General features: G+C 47.3%; 15 protein-coding genes. All 15 read left to right on the forward strand.

The genetic code is table 11. The features are described from left to right. Positions 1-167: 167 nt before the first annotated feature. The 15 genes from MHH50_RS10650 (at position 168) to MHH50_RS10720 (ending at position 22487) form a co-directional block, all read left to right on the forward strand. The gene (locus MHH50_RS10650; RefSeq protein WP_076133614.1) at positions 168-1577 is read left to right on the forward strand and encodes an extracellular solute-binding protein; all 1410 of its coding nucleotides are present in this window, start codon (positions 168-170) and stop codon (positions 1575-1577) included. 222 nt (positions 1578-1799) lie between these two features. Continuing rightward, positions 1800-2864 carry a GDSL-type esterase/lipase family protein gene (locus tag MHH50_RS10655; protein WP_076280953.1) on the forward strand — a complete coding sequence of 355 codons (1065 nt, stop codon included), beginning with the start codon at positions 1800-1802 and terminating at the stop codon, positions 2862-2864. A gap of 16 nt (positions 2865-2880) precedes the next feature. Next, positions 2881-4434: an extracellular solute-binding protein gene (locus tag MHH50_RS10660; RefSeq protein ID WP_076130127.1), complete on the forward strand. Its 1554-nt coding sequence runs from the start codon at positions 2881-2883 to the stop codon at positions 4432-4434. Between the two features lie 74 nt (positions 4435-4508). Continuing rightward, the gene (locus tag MHH50_RS10665) at positions 4509-8762 is read left to right on the forward strand and encodes an alpha/beta hydrolase fold domain-containing protein (protein WP_340034286.1); all 4254 of its coding nucleotides are present in this window, start codon (positions 4509-4511) and stop codon (positions 8760-8762) included. A 103-nt stretch (positions 8763-8865) separates the two neighbouring features. Beyond that, on the forward strand, positions 8866-9072 hold the full coding sequence (locus MHH50_RS10670) for a tautomerase family protein (protein ID WP_076130129.1): 207 nt from the start codon (positions 8866-8868) through the stop codon (positions 9070-9072). After that, positions 9062-10018 (forward strand): ABC transporter permease subunit, encoded by a 957-nt coding sequence (locus MHH50_RS10675; protein ID WP_076130130.1) that lies wholly within the window; start codon positions 9062-9064, stop codon positions 10016-10018. The genes MHH50_RS10670 and MHH50_RS10675 overlap by 11 nt, the downstream gene beginning before the upstream one ends. 21 nt (positions 10019-10039) lie before the next feature. Further along, positions 10040-10924: a carbohydrate ABC transporter permease gene (locus MHH50_RS10680; protein WP_139329962.1), complete on the forward strand. Its 885-nt coding sequence runs from the start codon at positions 10040-10042 to the stop codon at positions 10922-10924. 64 nt (positions 10925-10988) lie between these two features. Next, complete coding sequence (locus tag MHH50_RS10685) at positions 10989-12020, forward strand: response regulator (protein ID WP_076130132.1); 1032 nt, start codon at positions 10989-10991, stop codon at positions 12018-12020. Further along, positions 12020-13816: a sensor histidine kinase gene (locus tag MHH50_RS10690; protein WP_076130133.1), complete on the forward strand. Its 1797-nt coding sequence runs from the start codon at positions 12020-12022 to the stop codon at positions 13814-13816. The genes MHH50_RS10685 and MHH50_RS10690 overlap by 1 nt, the downstream gene beginning before the upstream one ends. A gap of 47 nt (positions 13817-13863) precedes the next feature. Beyond that, positions 13864-14625 (forward strand): glucose 1-dehydrogenase, encoded by a 762-nt coding sequence (locus tag MHH50_RS10695; RefSeq protein WP_076186672.1) that lies wholly within the window; start codon positions 13864-13866, stop codon positions 14623-14625. After that, positions 14622-16700, forward strand: a complete 2079-nt coding sequence (locus MHH50_RS10700) for a heparinase II/III family protein (protein WP_340034287.1) — start codon at positions 14622-14624, stop codon at positions 16698-16700. The genes MHH50_RS10695 and MHH50_RS10700 overlap by 4 nt, the downstream gene beginning before the upstream one ends. 2 nt (positions 16701-16702) lie before the next feature. Next, positions 16703-18997: a DUF4962 domain-containing protein gene (locus MHH50_RS10705; protein WP_340034288.1), complete on the forward strand. Its 2295-nt coding sequence runs from the start codon at positions 16703-16705 to the stop codon at positions 18995-18997. A gap of 57 nt (positions 18998-19054) precedes the next feature. Next, positions 19055-20611 (forward strand): extracellular solute-binding protein, encoded by a 1557-nt coding sequence (locus MHH50_RS10710; RefSeq protein ID WP_076130137.1) that lies wholly within the window; start codon positions 19055-19057, stop codon positions 20609-20611. A 161-nt stretch (positions 20612-20772) separates the two neighbouring features. Continuing rightward, positions 20773-21171, forward strand: a complete 399-nt coding sequence (locus MHH50_RS10715; RefSeq protein ID WP_340034289.1) for a hypothetical protein — start codon at positions 20773-20775, stop codon at positions 21169-21171. A gap of 143 nt (positions 21172-21314) precedes the next feature. After that, positions 21315-22487: a serine hydrolase domain-containing protein gene (locus MHH50_RS10720; protein WP_339247814.1), complete on the forward strand. Its 1173-nt coding sequence runs from the start codon at positions 21315-21317 to the stop codon at positions 22485-22487. The last annotated feature ends 69 nt before the right edge of the window (positions 22488-22556 follow it).

Raw genomic sequence — 22556 nt, forward strand, 5'->3', positions numbered from 1 at the left:
GAGGATTACGGTGTATTGACCGCTCTGTATGACACCGTGGGTGCAGAACATACGCTATATGGGGCCAGACTCCGATACTTGTCGTTCCCAAAGGATTTCAGTATGATGAATACTATATAAACTTGTCCCTATGGGCTCGATTAATCGGAAGATGGCGAGGAAACCCAATGCAGAAAAGGAATAGCAGAAAATTTTTCCGTATCAGGCTAGAGGAAATGATTCAAACCTTGCGACATGAAATTCATTCGGGAAGTATAGCGATCGGCAGTTATCTTCCTTCAGAAAGCGACTTAGAGGTGCGCTTCGGACTTAGCAACGCTTCTGTGCGCAACGGGCTCAAGGTGCTGGTGGATGAAGGCTTAATTGAGAAAATTCCGCGTGTTGGCAATCGGGTAATTCCCCCCGTAGAGGAAGGCAGAACGACGATCAAGTTCGGATATGTGAACACCATCCCCAAGCTTGTAGAGATGCAAGAGCTACTGAATGAGTTCGGCAAACGCTATCCGCATATCGACGTTCAGCCGCTCGAGTTGTCTTCAGGAAACTACTCGACATCTTTGAAGGAATATTTGCAGTCGGAAATCATGGATGTCGTACTGATGAATAATAACAATTATCAGGATTTTTTGGAGCAAGGCTGTACGGAGCTGCTGGAGCCGATGGAGGAACAGCCGGACACGTATCGTTTTCTTTCCGACCCGTTCAGGTATGGTGACCGTAATCGCGTTCGCCCCTTCATTTATTCTCCAGTCGTGCTTTGTTATAATAAACAGCACTTTAAGGAAGCCGGCGTATCACCACCAGACAGTAGCTGGACCTGGGACGATTTGTTCGCTAATGGTCGAAAGGTAGCTGAAGGTCATGACTGGTATGGTTTTTATTTTTATTTGCCTTCTCGTAACCGGTGGCCGTTGTTCCTGCTTCAGAGCGGTACGACGTTTGCGGCAGAACAGGATGACGAAGGCAAATTCCGGTTCAGTGGCTCAAAGCTACTCGACAGTTTAGGAACCATTCGTAAGCTGATAGGCATGAAGGATGTATTTCCAGCCGTATTGTCCGAGAGCGATGCGGATGCGGAAGCCTTGTTCTTGCAAGGCAAAGTGTCCATGATTATGACGACCTATTACTTCTTGAATCAATTGCGTCAATCCGATTTGGCATTCGATATTGCTCCATTGCCGCGGCTGCAAAATGCTGATACGCTGCTGATTATAAATGGACTGGCGGTTAACAGCAAATCACAGAACAAGGATGCATCCATGCTGCTCGTTGATTTTCTCACCTCACACGAGGCGCAACTGATCATTAGGCGCAAAACACTGAATATTGCAGCCAACCGTTTGGTGATGGATTGGGAAGGTGAGGAAGTGGGGTATCGTCCGGCCCGTTTTCAGCTTTACCGTGAGATCTTCCCTACCTATCGTCTGGTTACAGAGCTGGGTTTGAGCAACCTCCAGTTGAAAGAGATTCAACGTGATATCATGATGTTTGTTTCAGGTCTACTGGACAACGACGAGTTATGCCGCAGGCTTGAGGAAATATTGAATGCGGTAAATCAGGAGACTCAGCACTCTTGAGGACTGAAAGTTTATGTGAAAATCCCGGCACAGGTTCAATTCTGAATCTGTGCTTTTTGGTATGTTGAAGTATTTGTTTGTTGCACAAGAATTGACTCATATATGACTCATAATAAACATAAAAACTTGTTGACTATGCTTTTGTTGTTATTATATGATGCAATAGAAGTCAGATATGAGTTAACGCGAACTCGATTTTATTAAGGTGGTGTAGCTGCAAAGATGGAAAAGGAAGGCGTTTATTTTCACAATGTTTCGGAGCTGGTTCATAAACCCTATCAATCTGGATTGCATCTCCAGCGTTTTCCACAGCATGTGCGCAATGGCTTGTCAGAGAAAGGAAGAACCAAAGCTATACAATCGAACGGCTGCGAATTGCGGTTTGTCACCGAATCCAAGCATGTTAGGGTCACTGTCGGATCGAATGATAGTAACGGCCGCGTTGTGGTATGCAGAGGGGATTTTTTTCATTCTCAGCATTTTCTGCAGGCGGGTACGGTAACCACTCTGCACTTGGAGGAGCCGGAACGTTTTACAGAGGTATCAAGTAAGCGGCTGAATCAGTCTGGATTTTCCTCTAACGTATGGCGTTTGCATTTTGATCGTTTCGGAGCTGTTTTCTACGATGTGGATGCTTTTGGTTGTGAAGTACGTGCGCCTAGACCGGAAGAGGTACCGAAGCTTACGATGCTCGCCTATGGATCTTCCATCAGCCAGAGCGCGGGATCCACGCATCATTTCAATGGTTACTTACAGCAGACAGCGCGCAGACTTGGTGTGGATGTGCTAAATCTTGCGCTTAGCGGATCTTGTTATTGCGAGGACGTAGTTGCCGATCATCTGGCTGAACGTGAGGATTGGGATTTTCTGTTTCTGGAACTTGGTGTCAATATGCGTGCTGTAGTGTCTCCAGAGGAATTCAAGCGTAGAGTGTCTTACATGCTGGACCGGGTTATCAAAAATCATCCTGACAAACCTGTGTTCGTTACTACGATTTATCCGAATCGTGCAACGTATTTTCTTGATACAGGCCATCTTCTTCATGTCCAAGAGGCGGTTTTTAACGAAGTGCTGCTTCGTTACTATGAGAGCAATAAACATCCACAACTACATCTGCTGGATGGCGCATCAGTCATGCGCGATCTAACCTCGCTGACCTCCGATCTTATTCATCCTTCCGATTATGGACACACGCTAATGAGCGAGCATTTAGCAAAGCTGTTGCGGCCCATGATCGAACCCCTCCGAACTTCTAGTCATTCTACCGAAGTGTCCCCAATTTTATAATAGGGAGTTGATGGAAATGAAGCGTTGGATGCTTACCATGGTGGGAGTTTCATTATTAGCCGTCTCTATGAATGGATGTTCCTCTTCTAATAAGGGAGGAGAAGAACAAGCAGGGGAGAGTCCGGAAAAAACCACTGCTTTCTCCATATCGTTCCGGAGCGGAAACATTTCGTATGCAGACAATCATCCGAATATCAATGATGACAAATGGGTCAAAAAGCTGGAGGAACTTACAAATACAGATCTTAACATCCGTTTGATGCAGCAGAAAAATTTTGATTCGCAAATGATTCAAATGTTCGCGATCAACGACATTCCGGATGTCGTGCAAGCAAGCTCTGGGCTGACGAACCCTCAGTTGGCAGGTTCCGTGGAGGCCGGAGTATTCATGCCCCTAAATGAATTGCTTGAGCAGTATGGGCAGGATCTTCTCAAGAAAGTCCCGAAGGAGGCATGGGAGAAGGAGACCGATGCGAAAGGTAATATCTATGCGATTCCGGAATGGCTGTCCAATCCGTCACGCCGGGCAACTTGGATTCGTGCGGATCTTTTGGAACAAACAGGGCTGCCAGAGCCTAAAACAGTAGATGACTTCCTGAATGTCATGCGTGCTTTTAAGAAGCTGGGTGTGGAGAATCCTTATATGGGCCGGGAGGACTTTGTATATTCGGATATGTTCTTCGGATCTTACGATACCTTTGCTAATTTCTTTATGAAACAAGGGGATCAAATTGTCCCGAAATTTATGAATATCGAAAATATGCAAAAGACGATCCAAACGTACAAGACAATGTTCGACGAAGGACTGATCAACAAGGAATTCGTCACAATTAATCCCACGAAATTTAAGAACGATATTCTTGCAGGCAAGGCGGGCATCTGGAACATGAATGCGAACCTGTTGATCCAATGGGATCAGCAGCTAAGAGAACAGGTGCCTACTGGTAAAATGAAGCTGATCGCCTCGCCCACAGGGCCAGACGGTAAGGGGGGACTTCGTCTTGTCGGTACGGTGCCGCGAGCGTATTTAATTAACAAGAATGCGAAAGACCCTGCCGGGATCGTCAAGTTTTTCAACTGGATGGTTAGTGACGAAGCGGAGAAGTTTTTTACCTTCGGAATTGAAGGGGAAAACTACACTGTAGAGAACGGAAATATTAACTATAACAGACCGAAAACAGCTGATGAAGTTGATGAAGAAACGTTCCGTCAAATCCTGCTGTGGTTCGTACAGGATACTACCTACAATAAAGGTGCGCTTAGTCTCACACCCGAAGGAAAAGATTTGATGAAGCTCTACGACACAGTACTTGCGAATGAGGGACGCGACGGGATTCAATTTGAACCGCAAGTAAAAGGCTATCAGAAAAACCCGGACATCACCCCAGGTGGAGATAAATTGCCACCAGTTATATTGACGCATGTGATCAATATGGTATACGGAAAAAAGCCGATTTCCGACTATCCGAAGGTGGTGGAGGAATGGCTGCAGAAAGGGGGAAGTGACGTCGTCAAGGAAGCAACAGAACGTTATAACAATAACGACGGTGTGATTTTGTCCCGACATTAATAAGCTGCATCTCACAAGAGGTTTGAACTCCATAATGCTTGTGATTACCTATACCATGTCAGGGAGGAATTCATTTGAGAAACGGACTATATAGGAAAGCTTTTCGAGTGGGCATTAGAGTACTGTTGGCTTTGGCTTTGTTATATTCGCCTTTGGAAATGCAAGCGCTTACTGTAGTTTATGCAGACGGAATAACCGATGACTATGTTACGCTCTACGAGGAAAACTTCGATGACCCTGACAATTTTGGATCTACCGGTGGTATTGCCATTCCGGGGCCTTGGCTGCAGGAAGGCGAAGGAAACAGTATGGCGAAAACTTCGGTTTCGTCCACGGCCCCGTCCGTACCGAATCTGGTGAAAATCGATGGCAAGGATGCATTGGCGCTGCCAGTGAATTCGACGGGGTACCGCAATCTTCAATTGAGTTATTATACACGGGCATCCTCCTACATCGGAGGAAGCGTCATTCTAGAATGGTCAAGTGACGGAGGGATAAATTGGACAACGCTGGAGGAATTTAAGCTGCCCCCAGGAACGCTGGAACAAAAGAACAGTGAGCCGAACCAACTCAAAGTCCAAAACTTGGGCAGCGGAGCTGACAACAACCCGAACGTCAAAATCCGGGTTCGTGTGGGGGAGCTTATGAGCGCGAATATGTACATCGATAGTGTCGCCCTCAAAGCTCAAGCGATTCCCGGAATACCACCCGCAGAGACACCGGTGCCAATCCCTACACCGGCTGAACCTAAGCCGTTTGTGGTTCCTGAAGGCGTTAAGCTGTATGAAGATGTGCGGATTGGGAATGCTGGAACGCGGCCGATTTATACTTCGATTGCCGTACCCAAGATCCTGCCTCAAGCACCCGTGCCAGTGATGGTATACATTCATGGCGGAGGTTGGAATCACGGAGACCGGAAGCAAGCCCTTGCCAGTATCTGCAACTATGTAACCAAGCGAGGATATATCGGAGTATCGCTGGATTACCGCTTAACCCCGGAAGCGCCATTCCCGGCGCAAATTCAGGATGTGAAGCTTGCTATTCGTTACTTGCGCGCGCATGCGGCAGAATACCATCTGGACCCGAGTCGGATCGGTGTATGGGGTTCGTCGTCAGGGGGGCATCTGGCCTCACTGCTCGGTACGACTGGGAACATTAAGTCAGGCGAGACAATCACATTGGATACAGGACATACCGTAAATGTTCCGGATTTGGCAGGGAATGGCGGTTGGCAGCAATATTCTGATCAAGTGCAAGCCGTTGTCGATCTCTACGGTCCAGCGGATTTTACAACAAACTTCGCTAATAGCTATAAATCAGTGAAAGCGCTTTTAGGCGGGAACGACGCGTTCTCTGTGCCAGACCAGGCAAGGTTGGCCATGCCTGGCACTTATGCGTCACCGGACGATCCGCCTTTTTTCATCCGCCATGGGGATGTGGATGCAACGATCCCATACACGGACAGCATTACGTTCTCCAATCAATTGAAGGATGCAGGCGTGAAAGTGGTCGATGTAAAAATTGTACCTAAACAAGGTCACGGTTTTATAGGCGAAGCGGCTGAGCAAGCAAGCGCCGAGGCTTGGGCTTTTATGGATCAATATGTAAAGAATCGAATGGCAACAACACCTGATGATGAGGTTGTATATCGCGATCTAGCCAGTCTGGCACCGAGCGACGATGCAGTCATCGACAGCAGCAAGCCCACTGTAAACTTCAATAGCGCGACGGGCAGCAGCAATGGATTGTTCAGTATTTCTTCTGGCGCCGAGAACAAGAAATATGTGTATTTTAAATTTGATGTCTCTTCATATAGCAATCCTGTAAACAGGTACATTTTTAATGTTGCTGCCAAAAAGGGTTCATCCAATGCGGACCTCGAACTTTCGTTATTCGGCCTAAAGGATATAAATTGGACTGAATCGGAGCTGACTTGGAGCAATGCGCCTGTCACAGATCTGACCATTGCTTCGTTAAGTGGGAAATTTACCGTAACGGCAGACAAATCAGGAGCTCCACAGGTTTACAGCATCGATGTGTCCGAGTTTGTCAGAGAAAGATTGTCCGCATCGGGCGGTAATATCGCTTTTCTGCTTGGTGATGCGGCAAGCACTGGAATTTCCCTCAATGTCTATTCGAAAGAAGCTAATGGCAACAGCAACCCCCGTCCACAGCTTGTTGTTCAAGAAGCGGTTGCACCTTCAAGCGACCATGAGAAACCTTCCTGGCCGGATGGAAGTTCTCTGAAAGCTGTCAATATAGGTACAGAGTTCATTCAACTTTCATGGCCGGCCGCCAGCGATAATCAAGGTATCGGCTCCTATCGCGTATACCGGGATAACACCCTGTTATCCAATGTTACCGGTGCAATGTATACAGCCGTTGGGCTTAGCCCTAGCACGGCGTACAGCTTTAAGGTTGAAGCGGTGGATCAGTCGGGCAATACATCCGTACCGCTTTCTTTTACGTGGTCAACGCTTACAGAACCCATCATTCCTTACGCGATTGCAAACGTGACAGCCAGCGACAGCGATGGCAATATCGCAACGAATACCATCGATAATAACTTGTTCACCCGTTGGTCCGCCGCAGGTAACAGCCCGTGGGTCCAATACGATTTAGGCGAACGGAAGCAGATCAGTTATTTAGGTATTGCCGTTTATAAAGGTGACACGCGTACGGCTCAATTGAGTATCGAAACTTCAAATGACGGTTTGGCTTGGACTACCATATGGACTGGTGCAAGCATGTACAGAACCATAGAGATGCAACCTTTTGATCTTCCTGACACAGAAGCCAGATATGTGCGGATCGTGGGTCTTGGAAATTCTGATGGCAGCGCGTTTACAAGTTTATCGGAGGTAAACATCTATGCGCCGTTCGCAAATGGCGATACACCTGTAGCCAGCATCCCGAACTACACACCTAATCCCCCCCGGGAACCGATCCCATTCACAGCTCCCGGATTAACCGAACCTGAGGGTACGGTGCATCCGGTTCATTCCTCACCTACTACCACTGGGCGCATCTTGAACGTGCTGGACTATAATGCTGATCTCGCCGATAACGACACAGATGACGGTATTGCTATTCAAGCTGCCATAAACAGTGCTGAGCCCGGCGATGAGGTCTATTTGCCGTCTGGGGTTTATAATTTGAACTCAACATTGGATACTCTTGTCAATTTGAAGCTCAAGTCAGGAGTAAACCTTCGCGGTGAGGATCAATCAACAACCATCCTCAAGACATCTCTCAATAAGGTAAAAAACAGCGCCCTGATGAAAGTATCCGGACAGCATGATCTGTCCATAACTAATCTCACATTGACTTCTACATGGAACGGTGTCTACACGACGGATCACAAAGTGAACAACCCGGACGCCGGTGGTCCCGACAGCATGATTACCATCGCAAATTTTGGTGAGGTTCCGTCATACAACGTCACGGTTGATGGAGTTACTGTAGAGAAGTATTCACGTATGGGTGTGCGTATCGACAACAGCCGTGATATCGTCGTACGCCGCAGCACGTTCCGAAATGCGACAGATGTAGGTCCGGGCGGTGCTGGCTATGGTGTGTCGATTCAGGGCATGGCCAAGCAGGATCGCAACGGGTATGAGAACGACACGGTTTGGAATGTTGTGGAGGACTCCCATTTCGAAGGCCCTTATTTGCGGCATGGGGCGCTGATCCAATTTGTTGCCCATAACAATGTCCTGCGAAACAATCAGTTTATGAATACAAAGCTGGATGCCATCGATCTGCACGGAGAACTCGAATATTTGAACGAGATATACGGCAATGTGATTAGCGATATTCCCTACGGCGCGGCGATCGGACTGGGAAACACCGGGGGTACAGCACCCAGCAATCACAGTAAGTCAGGACCGCGTAACTATATCCATGACAATACGATTCGTAATACAAGAGAAGGAATCAATGTAACTATGGGCACCCCGGATACAGTCATTGAGCGAAATGTGATTGAGAATACAACGCATATAGAGAACGCCAAGGGCATTCAGATTTTGAACGGGCCAGGTACTATCATTAAGGAGAATATCATTCGCAACAACACCGCGTCGAATTATTGGGCTGTATCCCTTGAGCATGATCCCGGCGACAGCAAAGCAAATGATATCGGAGCGGGCGACCCGCAGGACGTTCAATTGATCGCAAATTCGCTGATTGGCAATACGAACGGTATTCGACTTCTTGCTGGAAAAGGGATCATCCTGCAGGGGAATCTTATTGACAGTATAAGTTGCAATTATTTCAAAAATGATCATGTAGTAGTAGAGGGTTGGCCGTTACCGATTATACCCTAAAGAAAACACAAGCTCACTCATAGAAACTCCATATTGCAAGCGCTTTATTGTAGGTAGAATGAGGTTAGATTCATTCACTATTTAAGGAAATGGAGGAAAGCCGATGCCACATATTGAGATTAGGATGTACGAAGGCCGAACGAGTGAGCAGAAGGAGGAGATAGTCACCGTATTCACGCGGGAGTTATCCCGAATTATTGAACGGGAGGAACGATTTATTACCGTCGAATTTCAAGAAATTCCCCTGGATGAGAATGCTCCGGCGAACCTGCTGAAAACAGGACCTATAGGAAACGGTTATGAAAGCTAAGTTAACTGGGGTTGACCTTATTAACTACAAAGCCGACACGAAAAGGTCCTTGCTTTTAAACATGTGGAAATTCAGAGCACTCTATGTGATTGCGATTCCCGGGATCTTGTATTTTATTATTTTCAAGTACTTGCCGTTGGCTGGTTCAGTTATTGCGTTTCAGAACTACAATATTTTTAAAGGCTTTACAGGCAGTGAATGGGTGGGACTCGAGCACTTTAGGACGATGTTCCAATACCAGGATTTCGGAAGAATCTTGAGCAATACAATTCTGCTAGGCTTGTATGATCTTATATTCGCCTTTCCGGCTCCAATATTGCTTGCGCTTCTGCTGAATGAAATTCGGCTTGTGTTTTACAAACGGTTTTTGCAAACGGTGGTTTATATGCCCCATTTCCTATCTTGGGTAATTGTCAGCGGTATCGCCTTGGGTATCCTCTCCCCAGGAACAGGGATTGTGAATCAGGCTTTACAAGCTTTCGGCTTTGAACCGATTTATTTTCTTGGTGAAAATTCATACATTCGCACGATTTTGATCAGTTCCGGTATCTGGAGGGATTCCGGGTACGGTACGATCATTTATCTGGCCGCGTTGGCAGGAATAAACCCAGATCTTTATGAGGCTGCTGAAGTAGACGGAGCCGGGCGCTGGAAACAAACCTTAGCCATTACACTGCCGTCTCTTATACCGACGATTATGATTTTGTTCCTTCTCCATATCGGGAGATTTCTTGATCTTGGCTTCGAGCGGGTATGGGTATTCCTGAACGCGCTTAATACCGGGAACGGGGAGATTCTGGACACTTATATCTATAAGGCGGGGCTGCTGTCTCAGCAATACAGCTATACAACAGCAGTGGGGCTATTCAAGTCGGTAGTTGGACTCATTCTGGTGCTCATCGGCAACATTTTGAGCAAAAAAACAACCGGTGAATCGCTGTATTAATCGCTCTTTATGGAGGTAGGGATGATGAGAGTACGCTATACTCGCGGCCAGAATCTATTTAATGTGTTCAATCTTTTGTTTCTGACCGCTCTCGCTTTGGCTATGTTTCTGCCGTTTCTGAATGTGATTGCCCAGTCCTTTAGCAGCTCTGAAGCAATTATTAATGGCAGGGTAGGCTTGCTGCCAAAGGAATTTACCGCGATCAATTATCAGTACGTTTTCAGCGATCATTCCATTTGGCGGGCGTTCGGTGTTTCCGTCTATATTACGGTACTGGGCACCGCCATTAATCTGATTGCGACAGCTTCTCTCGCTTATCCGGTGTCGCGGCCGGAATTCGTAGGACGTAAATACATCGTCATGATGGTATTGTTCACTATGGTATTCAGTGCCCCTCTTATTCCAAACTTTATCCTGATCAAAAATTTGGGGCTTATGAACTCCTTATGGGCACTTATGATTCCGGGGGCCATCAGCGCATTTAACTTTTTCGTGATGAGAAGCTTCTTTATGCAGCTGCCTCAGGAGCTGATAGATTCCTCCAGAATCGATGGGTGTGGCGAGCTGCGGATCATAGTCAATATGGTACTGCCGTTGTCCAAACCGGTAATGGCCTCATTGGGGATTTTTTACGCCGTCGGGCACTGGAATACGTACATGAGCGCTCTGTATTATATCAACAAGCCGTCATTATGGCCTCTGCAAGTGATGTTGAAGAAGCTCTTCGAGACGGACGATATCAGCATTGATCCGGCTTCCTCAGTTTATAGCTCTTTGGCCCACACCTCACCTGAGGGCATCAAAATGGCTGTTATCATTGTCGCTACTATTCCGATTATCATGATTTATCCGTTTCTTCAACGCCATTTCGTTAAAGGAATGATGGTCGGATCCGTCAAATCCTGATCTATCATAGTGTGGTAGAATAGGAACGCGTTAAGCGAGACGAATCGGAAGGTGGTATCCATGGATGAGATGTGTATTAATCGTAGACGACGAGCCCATGATTCGAAAGGGACTTTCTATCATGATCCAGCAATGCGGCGAGCATCCGTATAACATTAAGCTGGCCCAGAATGGCGAGGAGGCCATCCAGCTCATTATGGAGGAGCAGCCGGATTTTCTTTTTACAGATATCCGTATGCCCAAGGTAGACGGACTGGAGCTGTGCCGGCGGCTGTCGGAGATGGAGACGGATATTCAGACTGTTGTCATCTCGGGTTATGGGGATTTTGAATACGCCCGCCAATGCGTGTCCTATGGAGTGAAAGAATATCTCCTGAAACCCGTGAGCAAAGGGAACCTTCAAAATGTGATCGCCAAACTGGAAGCGCATAGAGAGAAGTTAGAGAGTTTTGTCTCTGTCGCTAAGCTCGATGAATGGGTCGTGCGTATGGATGATGCCATCTGGACCTTGGATAAAGAAAGGCTGTACCTTGTACTGAAGGAATGGGAAACTGACTTCCTCCAGCGTAAGATGAGCCGGATTCAGCAAAAAGAGCTTCTGGAAGAGGGCTATGCTTTACTCGTGAAGAAGCTGCTTGTCAATTCAGTTACACCCGGTAAAAGCCTGTTAGACTTGTCCGCAGCAGCTGGACCTGAGCAGTTATTTCACTGCTTCGCAGAAGCGTCAGCAGCTATATTGGAAGAGCTTCGTAGAAAGCGCAAGGGTAAAGCGAAGGATCCGATAGAGGAAGCTAAAGCATTTATTGAAAAGCATCTCGCCCAGGAAGTATCGCTGGAAGAAGTGGCGGAAGTGCTTGGGCTAAATGCCTCTTATTTCAGCCAGATGTTTAAGCACTCAACAGGAGAGACCTTTGTACATTACCGCATAAAACGCAGGATGGAGAAGGCCAAAAGATTACTTGCCGATGCAAGCTATCGGATCACCGATATTTCCTATGAAGTCGGGTATGCAGACCATCCTCATTTTACGAAGACGTTCAAAAAGTTCACCGGGCTGGCTCCTTCGGAGTACCGCAACCAGCTGGGGATCGATTGATGAGAAAGAGTCTGTCGAACAAGCTGTTTGCCTCCTTTCTGACCGTCATTCTTCTATCCTTGTCCATGGTTGGATTTATCTCTTATTTTCAGGCTTCGGCTGAGCTGGATAAGTCTTCTGAGAAGTCCATTGCTCAAGTCATCAGAAGTGCGTCTTATCAAACGGATCTGTATTTGCAAAATTATGAAAAGGCTAGCGATTCCATCCTGTCCTACAATCAAGTCAAGGAGTTCTTGGATATGGACCCGGAGGATAGCTTCTCCTACTATCAATATACGAATGACATTCAGAAGTATTTGTTTCGTTCTTTGTTTATTCTGTATCCCCAGATTAATCTGATGTACGTCATCGGTGAACACGGCAAGGCCATTAGCGATGATAACTCCTATCAGGCACATAGCCTGCAGTTTCATCCTCAGGAACGCTACCGTTTCTTAAGCGAACATACGCCGGAGAGCGGCCGCATCACCATTCTCAACACGAATGTGATGAATGAAGGGGATAAGAACATTATTACGATGGTCCGCCGAATCAGAGGGGTCTCTTCCTATCGTCCCAAAGGTATAGTCGCCATTGAATTCAAGGCTGAGGATCTGGCCCGTATATGGGAACCTCTTGATCTGGGACAGGGCGGGTCCTATTTTATCATGGACGAATTCGGCAAGCTCCTTTACCGGGCGGAAGGGAATAATAACCACCCTGGGTTATCTGCTGAGCACATTCAGAACGTATTTCAACACCCAAATGACTCTGTGGTGGAAAAAGTAGACGGGAAAGAGTATTTGTTCGTGTCGAGAAAATCCGAATATTCCAAATGGCAGCTTGTAGTATCCATACCCGTTGGTGAGCTGCGCAAGCCTATTTCTACCATTCGTACGACCACGCTGGTGGTGGGAGTTCTCACGCTTGTCGGCACACTGCTCCTTGCAGCCTGGTTCGGACGATCCATCACGAAGCCCATCCTGATTCTTAAGGAGGGCATGAGGGAGACGGAAAAAGGCAAGTGGCGCAGGCTTGAGATGAACGGCCGTCAGGATGAACTGGGGGGATTGATGCGCAGCTACAATCTCATGGTGACCCGGCTGTCCGAAATGATTGAGCGGGTATACGAAGCGGAGCTTACCACCCAGAAGGAGGCTCTGGAACGTCATCAAGCTGAATTCCAGGCACTCCAGCTGCAGATTAATCCGCACTATCTATATAACACATTAGAGACTATCAAATGTTATGCGGTCGTTCAGGATTCGGATGAAATCACAGAAATAGTGGAGGCCATGGCATTCATGCTTCGCTACTCCATCCAAACTAATCTGGAGGAAATTACGATTGCCAATGAGCTTAATCATGTACTGAGCTACATGACGATTCTCAAGCACCGGATCGGCAGGGAGTTCGAAATTGACGTAGTGATTCCGCCGACGCTGCTACTGGCTAAGATGGTCAGGCTTACACTTCAGCCCTTGATCGAAAATATTTTTCAGCATGCGTTTCCCGAGGGAATTGAAGACAAGCACTATATTAGAATCGACGCCAGAAAAGAGGGAGATCGTTTTCTAGTTCTTGTAGAGGATAACGGCGCAGGGATGTCCCGCGAACGGCTTGATAAGCTTCGTGAGAAGCTGAATCTGAATCAGCTGGCGGATACGGAAGGAGACTCCCTCTATCATAGAGGTGGAATCGGGCTCATGAACGTGCACCGGAGAATTCAAATGGTGTTCGGTGAACAATACGGATTAAGTGTCGAAAGCGTGGAGAATGAGGGAACCCGGTTGATCTTATCCATGCCTGCGGAGTGAGGAAAAAGATGTTTTCAGAAAAAATTACTATTAGGAGGAAATAGGCAATGAAAATTGATTTGACTGGTAAAATTGCGCTTGTTACAGGGTCCAATGCAGGGATAGGCCGACAAATCTTGGAGACTTTGGCTGCTTCCGGCGCCAAAGTGGCGGTAAACTATTTGTTCGGTTCTGCGGAGGAGACGGTGGAAGCGATCCGTCAGGCCGGAGGAGAAGCTTATGCTTTTCAGGCAGACGCAACAAGTCCTGCCCAATTGGAAAATATGGTAAAGGAAATAGAGGAGCATTTCGGCGGAACCATCGATATTCTCGTCAACAATGCAGGCGGCATGATCAATCGGGTTCCCAATACTGAAATGAACGAAGAGCATTACAACAAGGTGATGGACGTCAATTTTAAATCATGCGTGTTTGCCTGCAAAGCCGTATCCGCAGGGATGATTGCCAAGAAAAGCGGTAAAATCATCAATGTATCTTCCCTTGCGGCCCATGACGGCGGCGGACCGGGGGCTTCCATTTATGCAGCGGGCAAAGCTGCGGTATGGTCTTATACCAAGGGACTTGCCAAGGAGCTGAGTCCTCACGGGATTAATGTAAACGCTATCTCTCCTGGATTTATCGGTCAGACCGCTTTCCATGCTACCTTTACTGCAGATGCGGCAAGACAGGCAACGATTGCGAAGATTCCGCTGGGCCGGGAAGGTGCTCCACAGGATGTGAGCAATGTGGCACTCTTCCTCGCTTCAGAGCTGTCGGATTATCTGACAGGCGAAATTATTGAAATTAACGGAGGCTTGTTCATGCGATGATGAACCTTAAGGAGAAAGCAGATACTTTTTCCTGGGTTGGTCTTGAGGTGGATAAATTGAAAATGGAGCTGGATCCCTTCCGGAGAGAAGAGATTCTGCTCCCGACAGAACCTGGTGGCTGGTGGCACCAATATGTATGTCCCCAGCATCATACTGAGCTAATCTTCGATGTTATGGAGCAAGATGCGGTTGTCTTTTCTTGCCCGAAGGGCTGCAAGCTGGAAGGTGAGCCCTACCGGGGAGCATGGCTGGTATACCGGCATCAGGCAATGGCGCGATACGCGCTGCAAGCTGCCGTGGTATTCGCCGCAGACGGAGAAGAATTCTACAGCAGCTTAGCCCGGAAGATTCTTGTCGGTTATGCGGAGCAGTTTCCTTTGTATCCGGTTCATCCCGATGCTCAACCCTGGATGCTTAGTGGCCGTGCCTTTCATCAGGCGCTGACAGAGGCTATCTGGTCCACTACGCTTATTCGGGCCTATCTGCTGCTTGTGGATCATGGAGTAACGTTCGCTGGGGAGGAAGAGGTAAAGCTGCAAGTGTTCTTCACGATGCTGGAGGAGAGTATGGAGCAATACCGCCACATCCTCATTTACGAGAAGAAGAATGCAGAGAACAATTATACCGCATGGCTGAATGCTAGCCTGGCTTGTGTATATGCCGCCAAGGGTACCAGAGAAAAGCTTGCTTCTTTGCTGGAGGGAGAAGGCGGATTCTATCATCATCTGTCCATTGGCGTGAAGCCAGATGGTTTTGAATTTGAAGGCAGCACGTACTACCATATTTTTGTATTGCGGGCTTATCTCATAGCAGCCGAGATGTACGGGCGCTTCGGGGTTGACCTCTATGCTGCCAAAGGAGAACAGGGACAATCCATCCGTGGCATGTTTCAGTTGCTGGCAGAGCTTAGCGGCGATAACGGGGAGCTTCCAGCCGTGCATGATGGTCCTTATGCGCGCGTTCCTTTCGCCCGAGAAATTGCTGAAGTATTTGAAATAGGTATTGCGGTTTACAAAGACCCGAGTCTCCAGCCAATACTGGCGAATGCTTATAGATATCTATACGGGCAGGAATTAAGGACTGGTCTGGAGGCAGTGCTGTATGGAGCAGGTGAGAGTAAGGAGCTTCAGACCAGTTACAGGGTGAGAGACTCTGTTCTACTGCCGGATTCCGGATTCGCCGTGCTCCGCCACCCGGGCAATCCGCTGTCCGTGCTGGCGGATTTCGGAGAGCATGGCGGATCACATGGACATTTCGACAAGCTTCATATCACGATTATGCACCGATGGGGCGAGGTTGCTCCCGAGCTGGGTATGGTTCCTTATGGATCTGTTTTGCGCAAGGAATGGTATTCCGAAACTGCGAGCCATAACACGGTCACCATCGGAGGTCGTTCCCAAGCTCCAAATACCGGAAGCTGCTGTCAATTTCGCCAGGAAGGCAACGCTACGTACTTATGGATTCGTTCAGACGGCGCCTATGAAGGAGCTGTTCTAGAGCGGCATCTTGTATTGGCCGACGGTTGGCTGCTGGATTGGTTTCATGTTGAGCAAGTAACGGAGCGGAGTCAGGAAGTAGACTTATGGTTTCATCCGACGGGACATTTGCTGTTACCGTTCGACCCTCACCGTGTCCAGAAGGATTCTCCGGCAGTCCTTGGACTGGAAGCGGGTTATGGCTCAGTAGAAGTACTGTCCGCAATGAAAAATGAGACGGACTGCCCGTTAAATACGGAGTGGAATATCCGTTATGATGGAGTGAGCACCTGCCGGGAGTATGAAGTATCCACGAGTACTCTACTGGCGCCCGGCTCCACTATGTATGAAATCCGCACACCGGGTAATGCCGAAGACCCGAGTAGATTGCTACGAGGCATTATGCTTCGGCACAAAGGCCCGTCGGTTGATTTTATTACGGTTTATCGGGACGGTCACGAACCTGCTGTACTGAAGCTAGTGAGTCAGGTGGGCGAACCGCCCCAAATCCAAATAGCAACAACTGGGCAAGCAGTGGTCTATTGCCTTGACCCTAAAGCGGGACTGATTCAGGAAAAGTCCCGGAATACGGAGGAGTAGAGATGTTAGAACCTTTATTTCAACCTACCAGCGGCGTACTCGACCTGTCGTATGGGCCAGATGAACATATAGATGTTGGAGAGAATCCTCCGCGGTTTACTTGGATGCCTGCTTGTCTGGAAGAGAGCATGTATGAGCTGCAGATCTCCTCAAAAACTGAATTTGAGTCTGAAGATACGTTGACCTACAGCAGAATTCCCTATAATTTGTTTACCCCGGATAAGCCGTTGGCGCCCGGCTCGTATTATTGGCGATACAGTCTTATCGGGGAGAATGATATCCGTTCCGAGTGGAGTAAAGTAAGAGCTTTTGTGGTGGAGGATGAATTGCCGCTAACGCCACTGCCTTCCCGTACAGAACGATATTCAGCTGCTTCCGCCAACCATCCGCGGCTTTGGCTTCAAGCGGAACAGCTACCGTCTTACCGGGAAGTTGTCCGCCAAGACCCGATTTCAACTGGCTGGGAAGACTTCCTGAAGCATTCCGTTCTACCCTGGACAAAGCGCGAGCTTATTCCCGAGCCTGCACCGTATCCAGATAATAAGCGTGTCGCCACACTATGGCGGCAGATGTATATGGACTGCCAGGAAGTCTTCTATGCTATCCGGCATCTTGCTATAGCTGGAGTTGTGTTGGAGGACGAGGCGCTTATCGCCAAAGCTAAAGAGTGGCTGCTTCATGCTGCAAGCTGGAACACAGATGGTACCACCAGCCGGGATTACAACGATGAATGCTCCTTTCGCATAGCCGGAGCGTTGGCATGGGGCTATGATTGGCTTCACGGCTCTCTGACGGAAGAAGAACGCCTTAAGGTAAGGCAGGCGCTACTGCGAAGAACCGGGCAGATCGCATTCCATGTCATCGAACGCTCCCGCATCCATCAAGTTCCTTATGACAGCCATGCGATCCGCTCTTTATCCTCTGTTCTCGTACCCTGTTGTATTTCCATGTTGGGTGAGGAGGAGAAGGCGCAGGAATGGCTTGATTATACGCTGGAGTACTTCTCCGCCATGTATACCCCATGGGGTGGCAAAGACGGCGGGTGGGCCGAAGGTCCGATGTATTGGACCACTCAGATGGCATTCGTTACGGAGGCGCTCAATCTAATTCGCAAATACATGGCAATCAATTTCTATGACCGTCCTTTCTTTCGCAAAACAGGTGACTTTCCGCTCTATTGCTTCAGTCCGGATACCATGAGGGCCAGCTTCGGCGATCAATCGTCACTGGGAGATCCGGTCAATCTCAAAACGGGCTTCAATATCCGTCAATTCGCGGGTTTAACCGGGAATGGCCAGTACCAATGGTATTTTGAGCAAACTAAGGAACTGAACCCTGACACCCAGATGATCTTCTATAACTACGGCTGGTGGGATTTCCGGTTCGATGAGATGGTTTATCGCACAGATTATCCGCAGATTTCTTCAGAGCCACCGGTGGCTGCAGAACCTTTGAAGTGGTTTCAGGATGTGGGATGGGTGGCCATGCATCATCGGATGGAGGATCCGCAGGAACATATCATGCTGTTGACCAAGAGCAGCCGTTACGGCTCTGTGAGCCATAGCCATGGGGATCAAAACGCCTTCCTGCTGCATGCCTTCGGCGAGCCCTTGGCTATTGAAAGCGGCTATTACGTTGCATTCAACAGTACGATGCATATGCAGTGGCGCAGGCAGACCCGCTCCAAGAACGCAATTCTTATTGACGGCAAAGGCCAATATGCTGGCACGGACAAGTCGAAGAACATGGCAGCCTACGGTAAGGTGTTGAAGGCGTATAGTACGCCCGGAATCAACTACACGCAAATGGATGCCACCGAAGCCTACCGCGAGAATGTACCCTATATCAAGCGGTATGTGCGGGAAATATTTTTCTTTGATAGCGCTTACTTTGTTATCACAGACAGTGTCGAGCTGGAACGTCCGGGAAAATTGGATTGGCTGTTTCATACGCTGTATCCCATGAAGCTGAAGGATCAATCTTTTAAAGTACATGGTAAAAAAGCTCAGATGGAGGGCAGATTTGTCTATAGTTCCTCGGGAGAAATGGCACTCAGTCAAAGCAATCAATTTACAGATGTAGATCCGAAAGAATGGGAAGGGCTGCCCGAGCATTGGCATTTGACTGCCTCTACCCAAGAGGCTGTAAGCCATCGGATCGTCACTCTTCTGATTCCCCAAAAAGCAGGAAGCCGGGATTACGTATCGTACTTTATGGACGATCAGGACCATGGGGTTCATGTCTACTTTACGAATCAGGGAATTACCCACCGTGTTGAGATCCCAAAAGCTTATTAGTCTTAAGATATCTTCATTTTACGTATACACCCCATTGTACAAGGAGAGGGTTATATTATGAAAAAATGGATTGGCATCTGTCTGGCTATCGTAATGGGTGCTACCGTTATTGCAGGTTGCTCGAACAAGGACAAAGAAGAGACTGCCGGAGGCGCGTCAAATACGCCGCAGAAAACTGAATTCTCGATCTCGATGCGGACGCTGGCTTTTAACTACGTTGAGAAATCACCCGACTTGAATAAGGACAAATGGGTGAAAAAGCTGGAGGAGATGACAAACACAGACTTGGATATTGTGTTGGTTCCTCATAAAGAGTTCGAGCAGAAAATGGTGCAGATGTTCGCTACTAATGATATACCGGATGTCGTTCAAGGTTCGGGCGGCGTAAATGGCAAGGAGATGGCTGGTTCTGTTGAAGCTGGTGTGTTCATGCCCTTGGATGATCTGCTGCAGCAAAACGGCCAGAACCTTTTGAAAGTAATCCCAAAGGAAGCTTGGGAGAACGTCACCTATCAAGGGAAAATTTATGCAATACCGGAGTTTCTATCCAATCCCTCCCGCCGGGCGACTTGGATTCGCAAGGACCTGCTGGATCAAACCGGCTTGCAGGTTCCAAAAACGGTCGATGAGTACTTGACTGTGTTGCGTGCCTTCAAAAAGCTGGGGATAGAGAACCCGTACATGGGCCGCCAAGACTTCAAATATGCGGATGCTTTCTTTGGCGCTTATGATGTTTTTCCGTATCTGACTATGTTCGAGGAAGTAAACGGCCAGGTTCAGCCGAAGTTTATGGATAGCGAAAATATGATGAAGGCGTTACAAACCTACAACACCATGTATACAGAGGGTTTGATCAACAAGGAATTTGCCACCATTAACCCGACCAACTACAAAAATGCGATTCTCTCAGGCAAAGCGGGCATGTGGACGATGAATGCCAACGAGCTTCTGCAGTGGGAGCAGCAACTGAAGGCTACGACGCCATCCGCCAAGCTGGAGATTATTCCTTCGCCAGTGGGACCTGATGGAAAAGGAGGCTCCTACTTGTACGGCTCCGCCACGCGCACCTATTTTATTAAGGAAGGTACGAAGAATGCTGCGGATATTGTGAAATTTTTTGACTGGATGCTGAGCGAAGAGGCAGAAACCTTCTTTACCTTTGGGATTAAGGACGAAACCTATAAGGAAGAGAACGGCAAAATCGTATACACTTCTCCTGCGGATTCCGCCGCTATAGATGAGGAGCGCTACCGCCAGTCATTCCTCTGGATGGTGCAGGATACTACTTATAATAAGGGTGTCCTTAACATGACAGAAGAAGGCAGAAGCTTGATCAATGTATACGATACTATTCTGGCTAACGAAGGCCGTGACGGAATTCAGTTCGACCCGCGGCTAGATGCCTTGGTGAAGAATCCAGACATTGCACCTAACTCGGACACGGCTCCTCCGGTACTGCTGACGCACATGGTAAAGATGGTATATGGCAAGGAACCTATCAGCGACTGGCCGAAGGTTGTGGAAGAGTGGCTTTCTAAGGGCGGTAACGATGTCATCAAGGAAGCTACGGAAAAATATAACAACAAAGCTGGCGTCACCATGCCTCGCAGATAGACTTATCCTACAGGGGAGTTGGAATTCAATTAAGGGCTGCCGAGAGGTAGCCTTTTTAGTTAGGGCCAGTTTACTTTAATATAATATCCAAAGTATGGATTATATGGTAAGTTAAATGGAGACATTCTAATGAACTATATAAAAAGAAATGGAGTGATTTCATGAAGATGCGGAATTCAAAACTTTTATATTATCTTGTCTGGATCATAGTGGGGGCGCTCTTATTACATTATGGAAACTCGCTAATTAGTCATTACACTGAAGAGGCACAAAAGAACTATCAATTAGAAAATACTGTATGGATCACGGCTATTATCCCGTTTGTCTATGGAATCTATCTGGCGTTATTAGAAGGATTACCTAAAGCTTTTGTTGTTAATTGGCTTCTGTTGTTTATTGTGTTTCTTCCAAGTTTTCTTCTGCTTATGTATCCAACTTTAGTAATGTATTTTAACATTTCGAATATGGAGATATTCAAATTCGCAACCATACATGATGGAATAGTATTTGGTCTGGTTAGTGGAATGGCACTAGTTAAATCTCTAACGACAAACCGTTAACGAGATTACAGCATTGCTGTTACAGAATTATTGGAGCAGTATAAAATAGTTATATGTAAAATCACCCTTTCAATTATTTGGGTTTTATTGCAAGATATTTATGCATCATGTATTTTATTGAATAATAAGGGGGAGTGCGAATAATGTTATCATCCACAGAGCTTAGCAAGCTGAACGAAGTGAATTACAGGGAGGACCGTTTAGAGGTAGTTAATCATTTTTATGAGGATCTCTGTGATAAAAAAGTAGTCGATGGTTATATTTATTCTCTTAGTCGTTACGGGAAAATCTTTGCTAGTGCTGCCGGAGGTCGTTTCAGTTACGAAGAAGAAAGCACCCAGGAAATGAAAACGGATACAATTTTTCGTGTTGCTTCAATTACGAAGCTGTTTACGGCGACAGCGATTTGGCAGCTTGCGGATGATGGTAAGATTTTTATGGGGCAGCCTGTGAGTTCTATTCTTCCAGAGTTTGATGCCGACCCTTTTAAGCCGATTACCATTGCACATTTACTGACTCATACCTCTGGCATCGCTCCCGATCCTGGCACTATAAGTGATACTTACTATAAAAGTGCATGGTGGTATATTTTTGAATCAGAGCTTGGAAAAGAAAACTGGATTAAAGCCGGTCTATCTAAAGGGATTCATTTTCCGGTAGGGACTCAATGGATGTATTCATCGTTTGGATACGCGATTTTGGGCGCAATTATCGAGAAAATAACAGGTGCTTTTGCAGAAAAATACATAATGGACCACATTGTAAAACCGTTAGGCATGAAAGATACCTTCTTTGATATACCAGCAGAAAAAGCTGGTAGGATCGCCATTCGTTCGGAAAGGGCTAAGGAATATCTTCAGAAGCTGCAAAACGGGGAAATTACGGATGCGGGACAAAGGTCTGAGGAAGAAATCAACGTTCCGGAAACTGGTGGTGGGTTATATTCCACAGTTGCTGATCTGCAAAAGTTCGGAATTATGCTGCTTAATCAAGGGCAATACGAAGGGAGTCATATCTTAAGCCGAATGGCTGTACAAAGAATGACCAAGCGGTTTAATTCTGAGAAAATTCCAAACTACGCATGGGGAGATGCAGGAGCGGATCGACCATACGGACTGGGACCAGACCTTCGCTATAATGTGAGTACTTCTTACTCTGAAGGCACTTTTTTTCACGAAGGGGCTGGGGCCTGTGCCTTATTCGTTGACCCGGTTGAAAAGCTGATTGCCGTTTGGTATCTTCCTTTTCACAAAGGGGTATGGGACGGTAGAGCGGTATTTGGCACCCACAATGTGATCTGGTCCGGACTCGAATAAGAAAAAGACTTTTTTTATGTGATATCTATAGATAGGCAGGATGTGACTTATGTTTGAGATGATAAAGCA

The organism is Paenibacillus sp. FSL H3-0302, assembly GCF_037982245.1.
GTDB classification, from domain to species: domain Bacteria; phylum Bacillota; class Bacilli; order Paenibacillales; family Paenibacillaceae; genus Paenibacillus_AQ; species Paenibacillus_AQ odorifer.

Bases quoted from the DNA above. Each gene is read 5' to 3' on its own strand.
- MHH50_RS10690 (WP_076130133.1), top strand. From the start codon at position 12,020: ATGAGAAAGAGTCTGTCGAACAAGCTGTTTGCCTCCTTTCTGACCGTC.
- MHH50_RS10650 (WP_076133614.1), top strand. From the start codon at position 168: ATGCAGAAAAGGAATAGCAGAAAATTTTTCCGTATCAGGCTAGAGGAA.
- MHH50_RS10670 (WP_076130129.1), top strand. From the start codon at position 8,866: ATGCCACATATTGAGATTAGGATGTACGAAGGCCGAACGAGTGAGCAG.
- MHH50_RS10700 (WP_340034287.1), top strand. From the start codon at position 14,622: ATGATGAACCTTAAGGAGAAAGCAGATACTTTTTCCTGGGTTGGTCTT.
- MHH50_RS10705 (WP_340034288.1), top strand. From the start codon at position 16,703: ATGTTAGAACCTTTATTTCAACCTACCAGCGGCGTACTCGACCTGTCG.
- MHH50_RS10660 (WP_076130127.1), top strand. From the start codon at position 2,881: ATGAAGCGTTGGATGCTTACCATGGTGGGAGTTTCATTATTAGCCGTC.
- MHH50_RS10685 (WP_076130132.1), top strand. From the start codon at position 10,989: ATGAGATGTGTATTAATCGTAGACGACGAGCCCATGATTCGAAAGGGA.
- MHH50_RS10680 (WP_139329962.1), top strand. From the start codon at position 10,040: ATGATGAGAGTACGCTATACTCGCGGCCAGAATCTATTTAATGTGTTC.
- MHH50_RS10720 (WP_339247814.1), top strand. From the start codon at position 21,315: ATGTTATCATCCACAGAGCTTAGCAAGCTGAACGAAGTGAATTACAGG.
- MHH50_RS10655 (WP_076280953.1), top strand. From the start codon at position 1,800: ATGGAAAAGGAAGGCGTTTATTTTCACAATGTTTCGGAGCTGGTTCAT.
- MHH50_RS10710 (WP_076130137.1), top strand. From the start codon at position 19,055: ATGAAAAAATGGATTGGCATCTGTCTGGCTATCGTAATGGGTGCTACC.
- MHH50_RS10675 (WP_076130130.1), top strand. From the start codon at position 9,062: ATGAAAGCTAAGTTAACTGGGGTTGACCTTATTAACTACAAAGCCGAC.
- MHH50_RS10695 (WP_076186672.1), top strand. From the start codon at position 13,864: ATGAAAATTGATTTGACTGGTAAAATTGCGCTTGTTACAGGGTCCAAT.
- MHH50_RS10715 (WP_340034289.1), top strand. From the start codon at position 20,773: ATGAAGATGCGGAATTCAAAACTTTTATATTATCTTGTCTGGATCATA.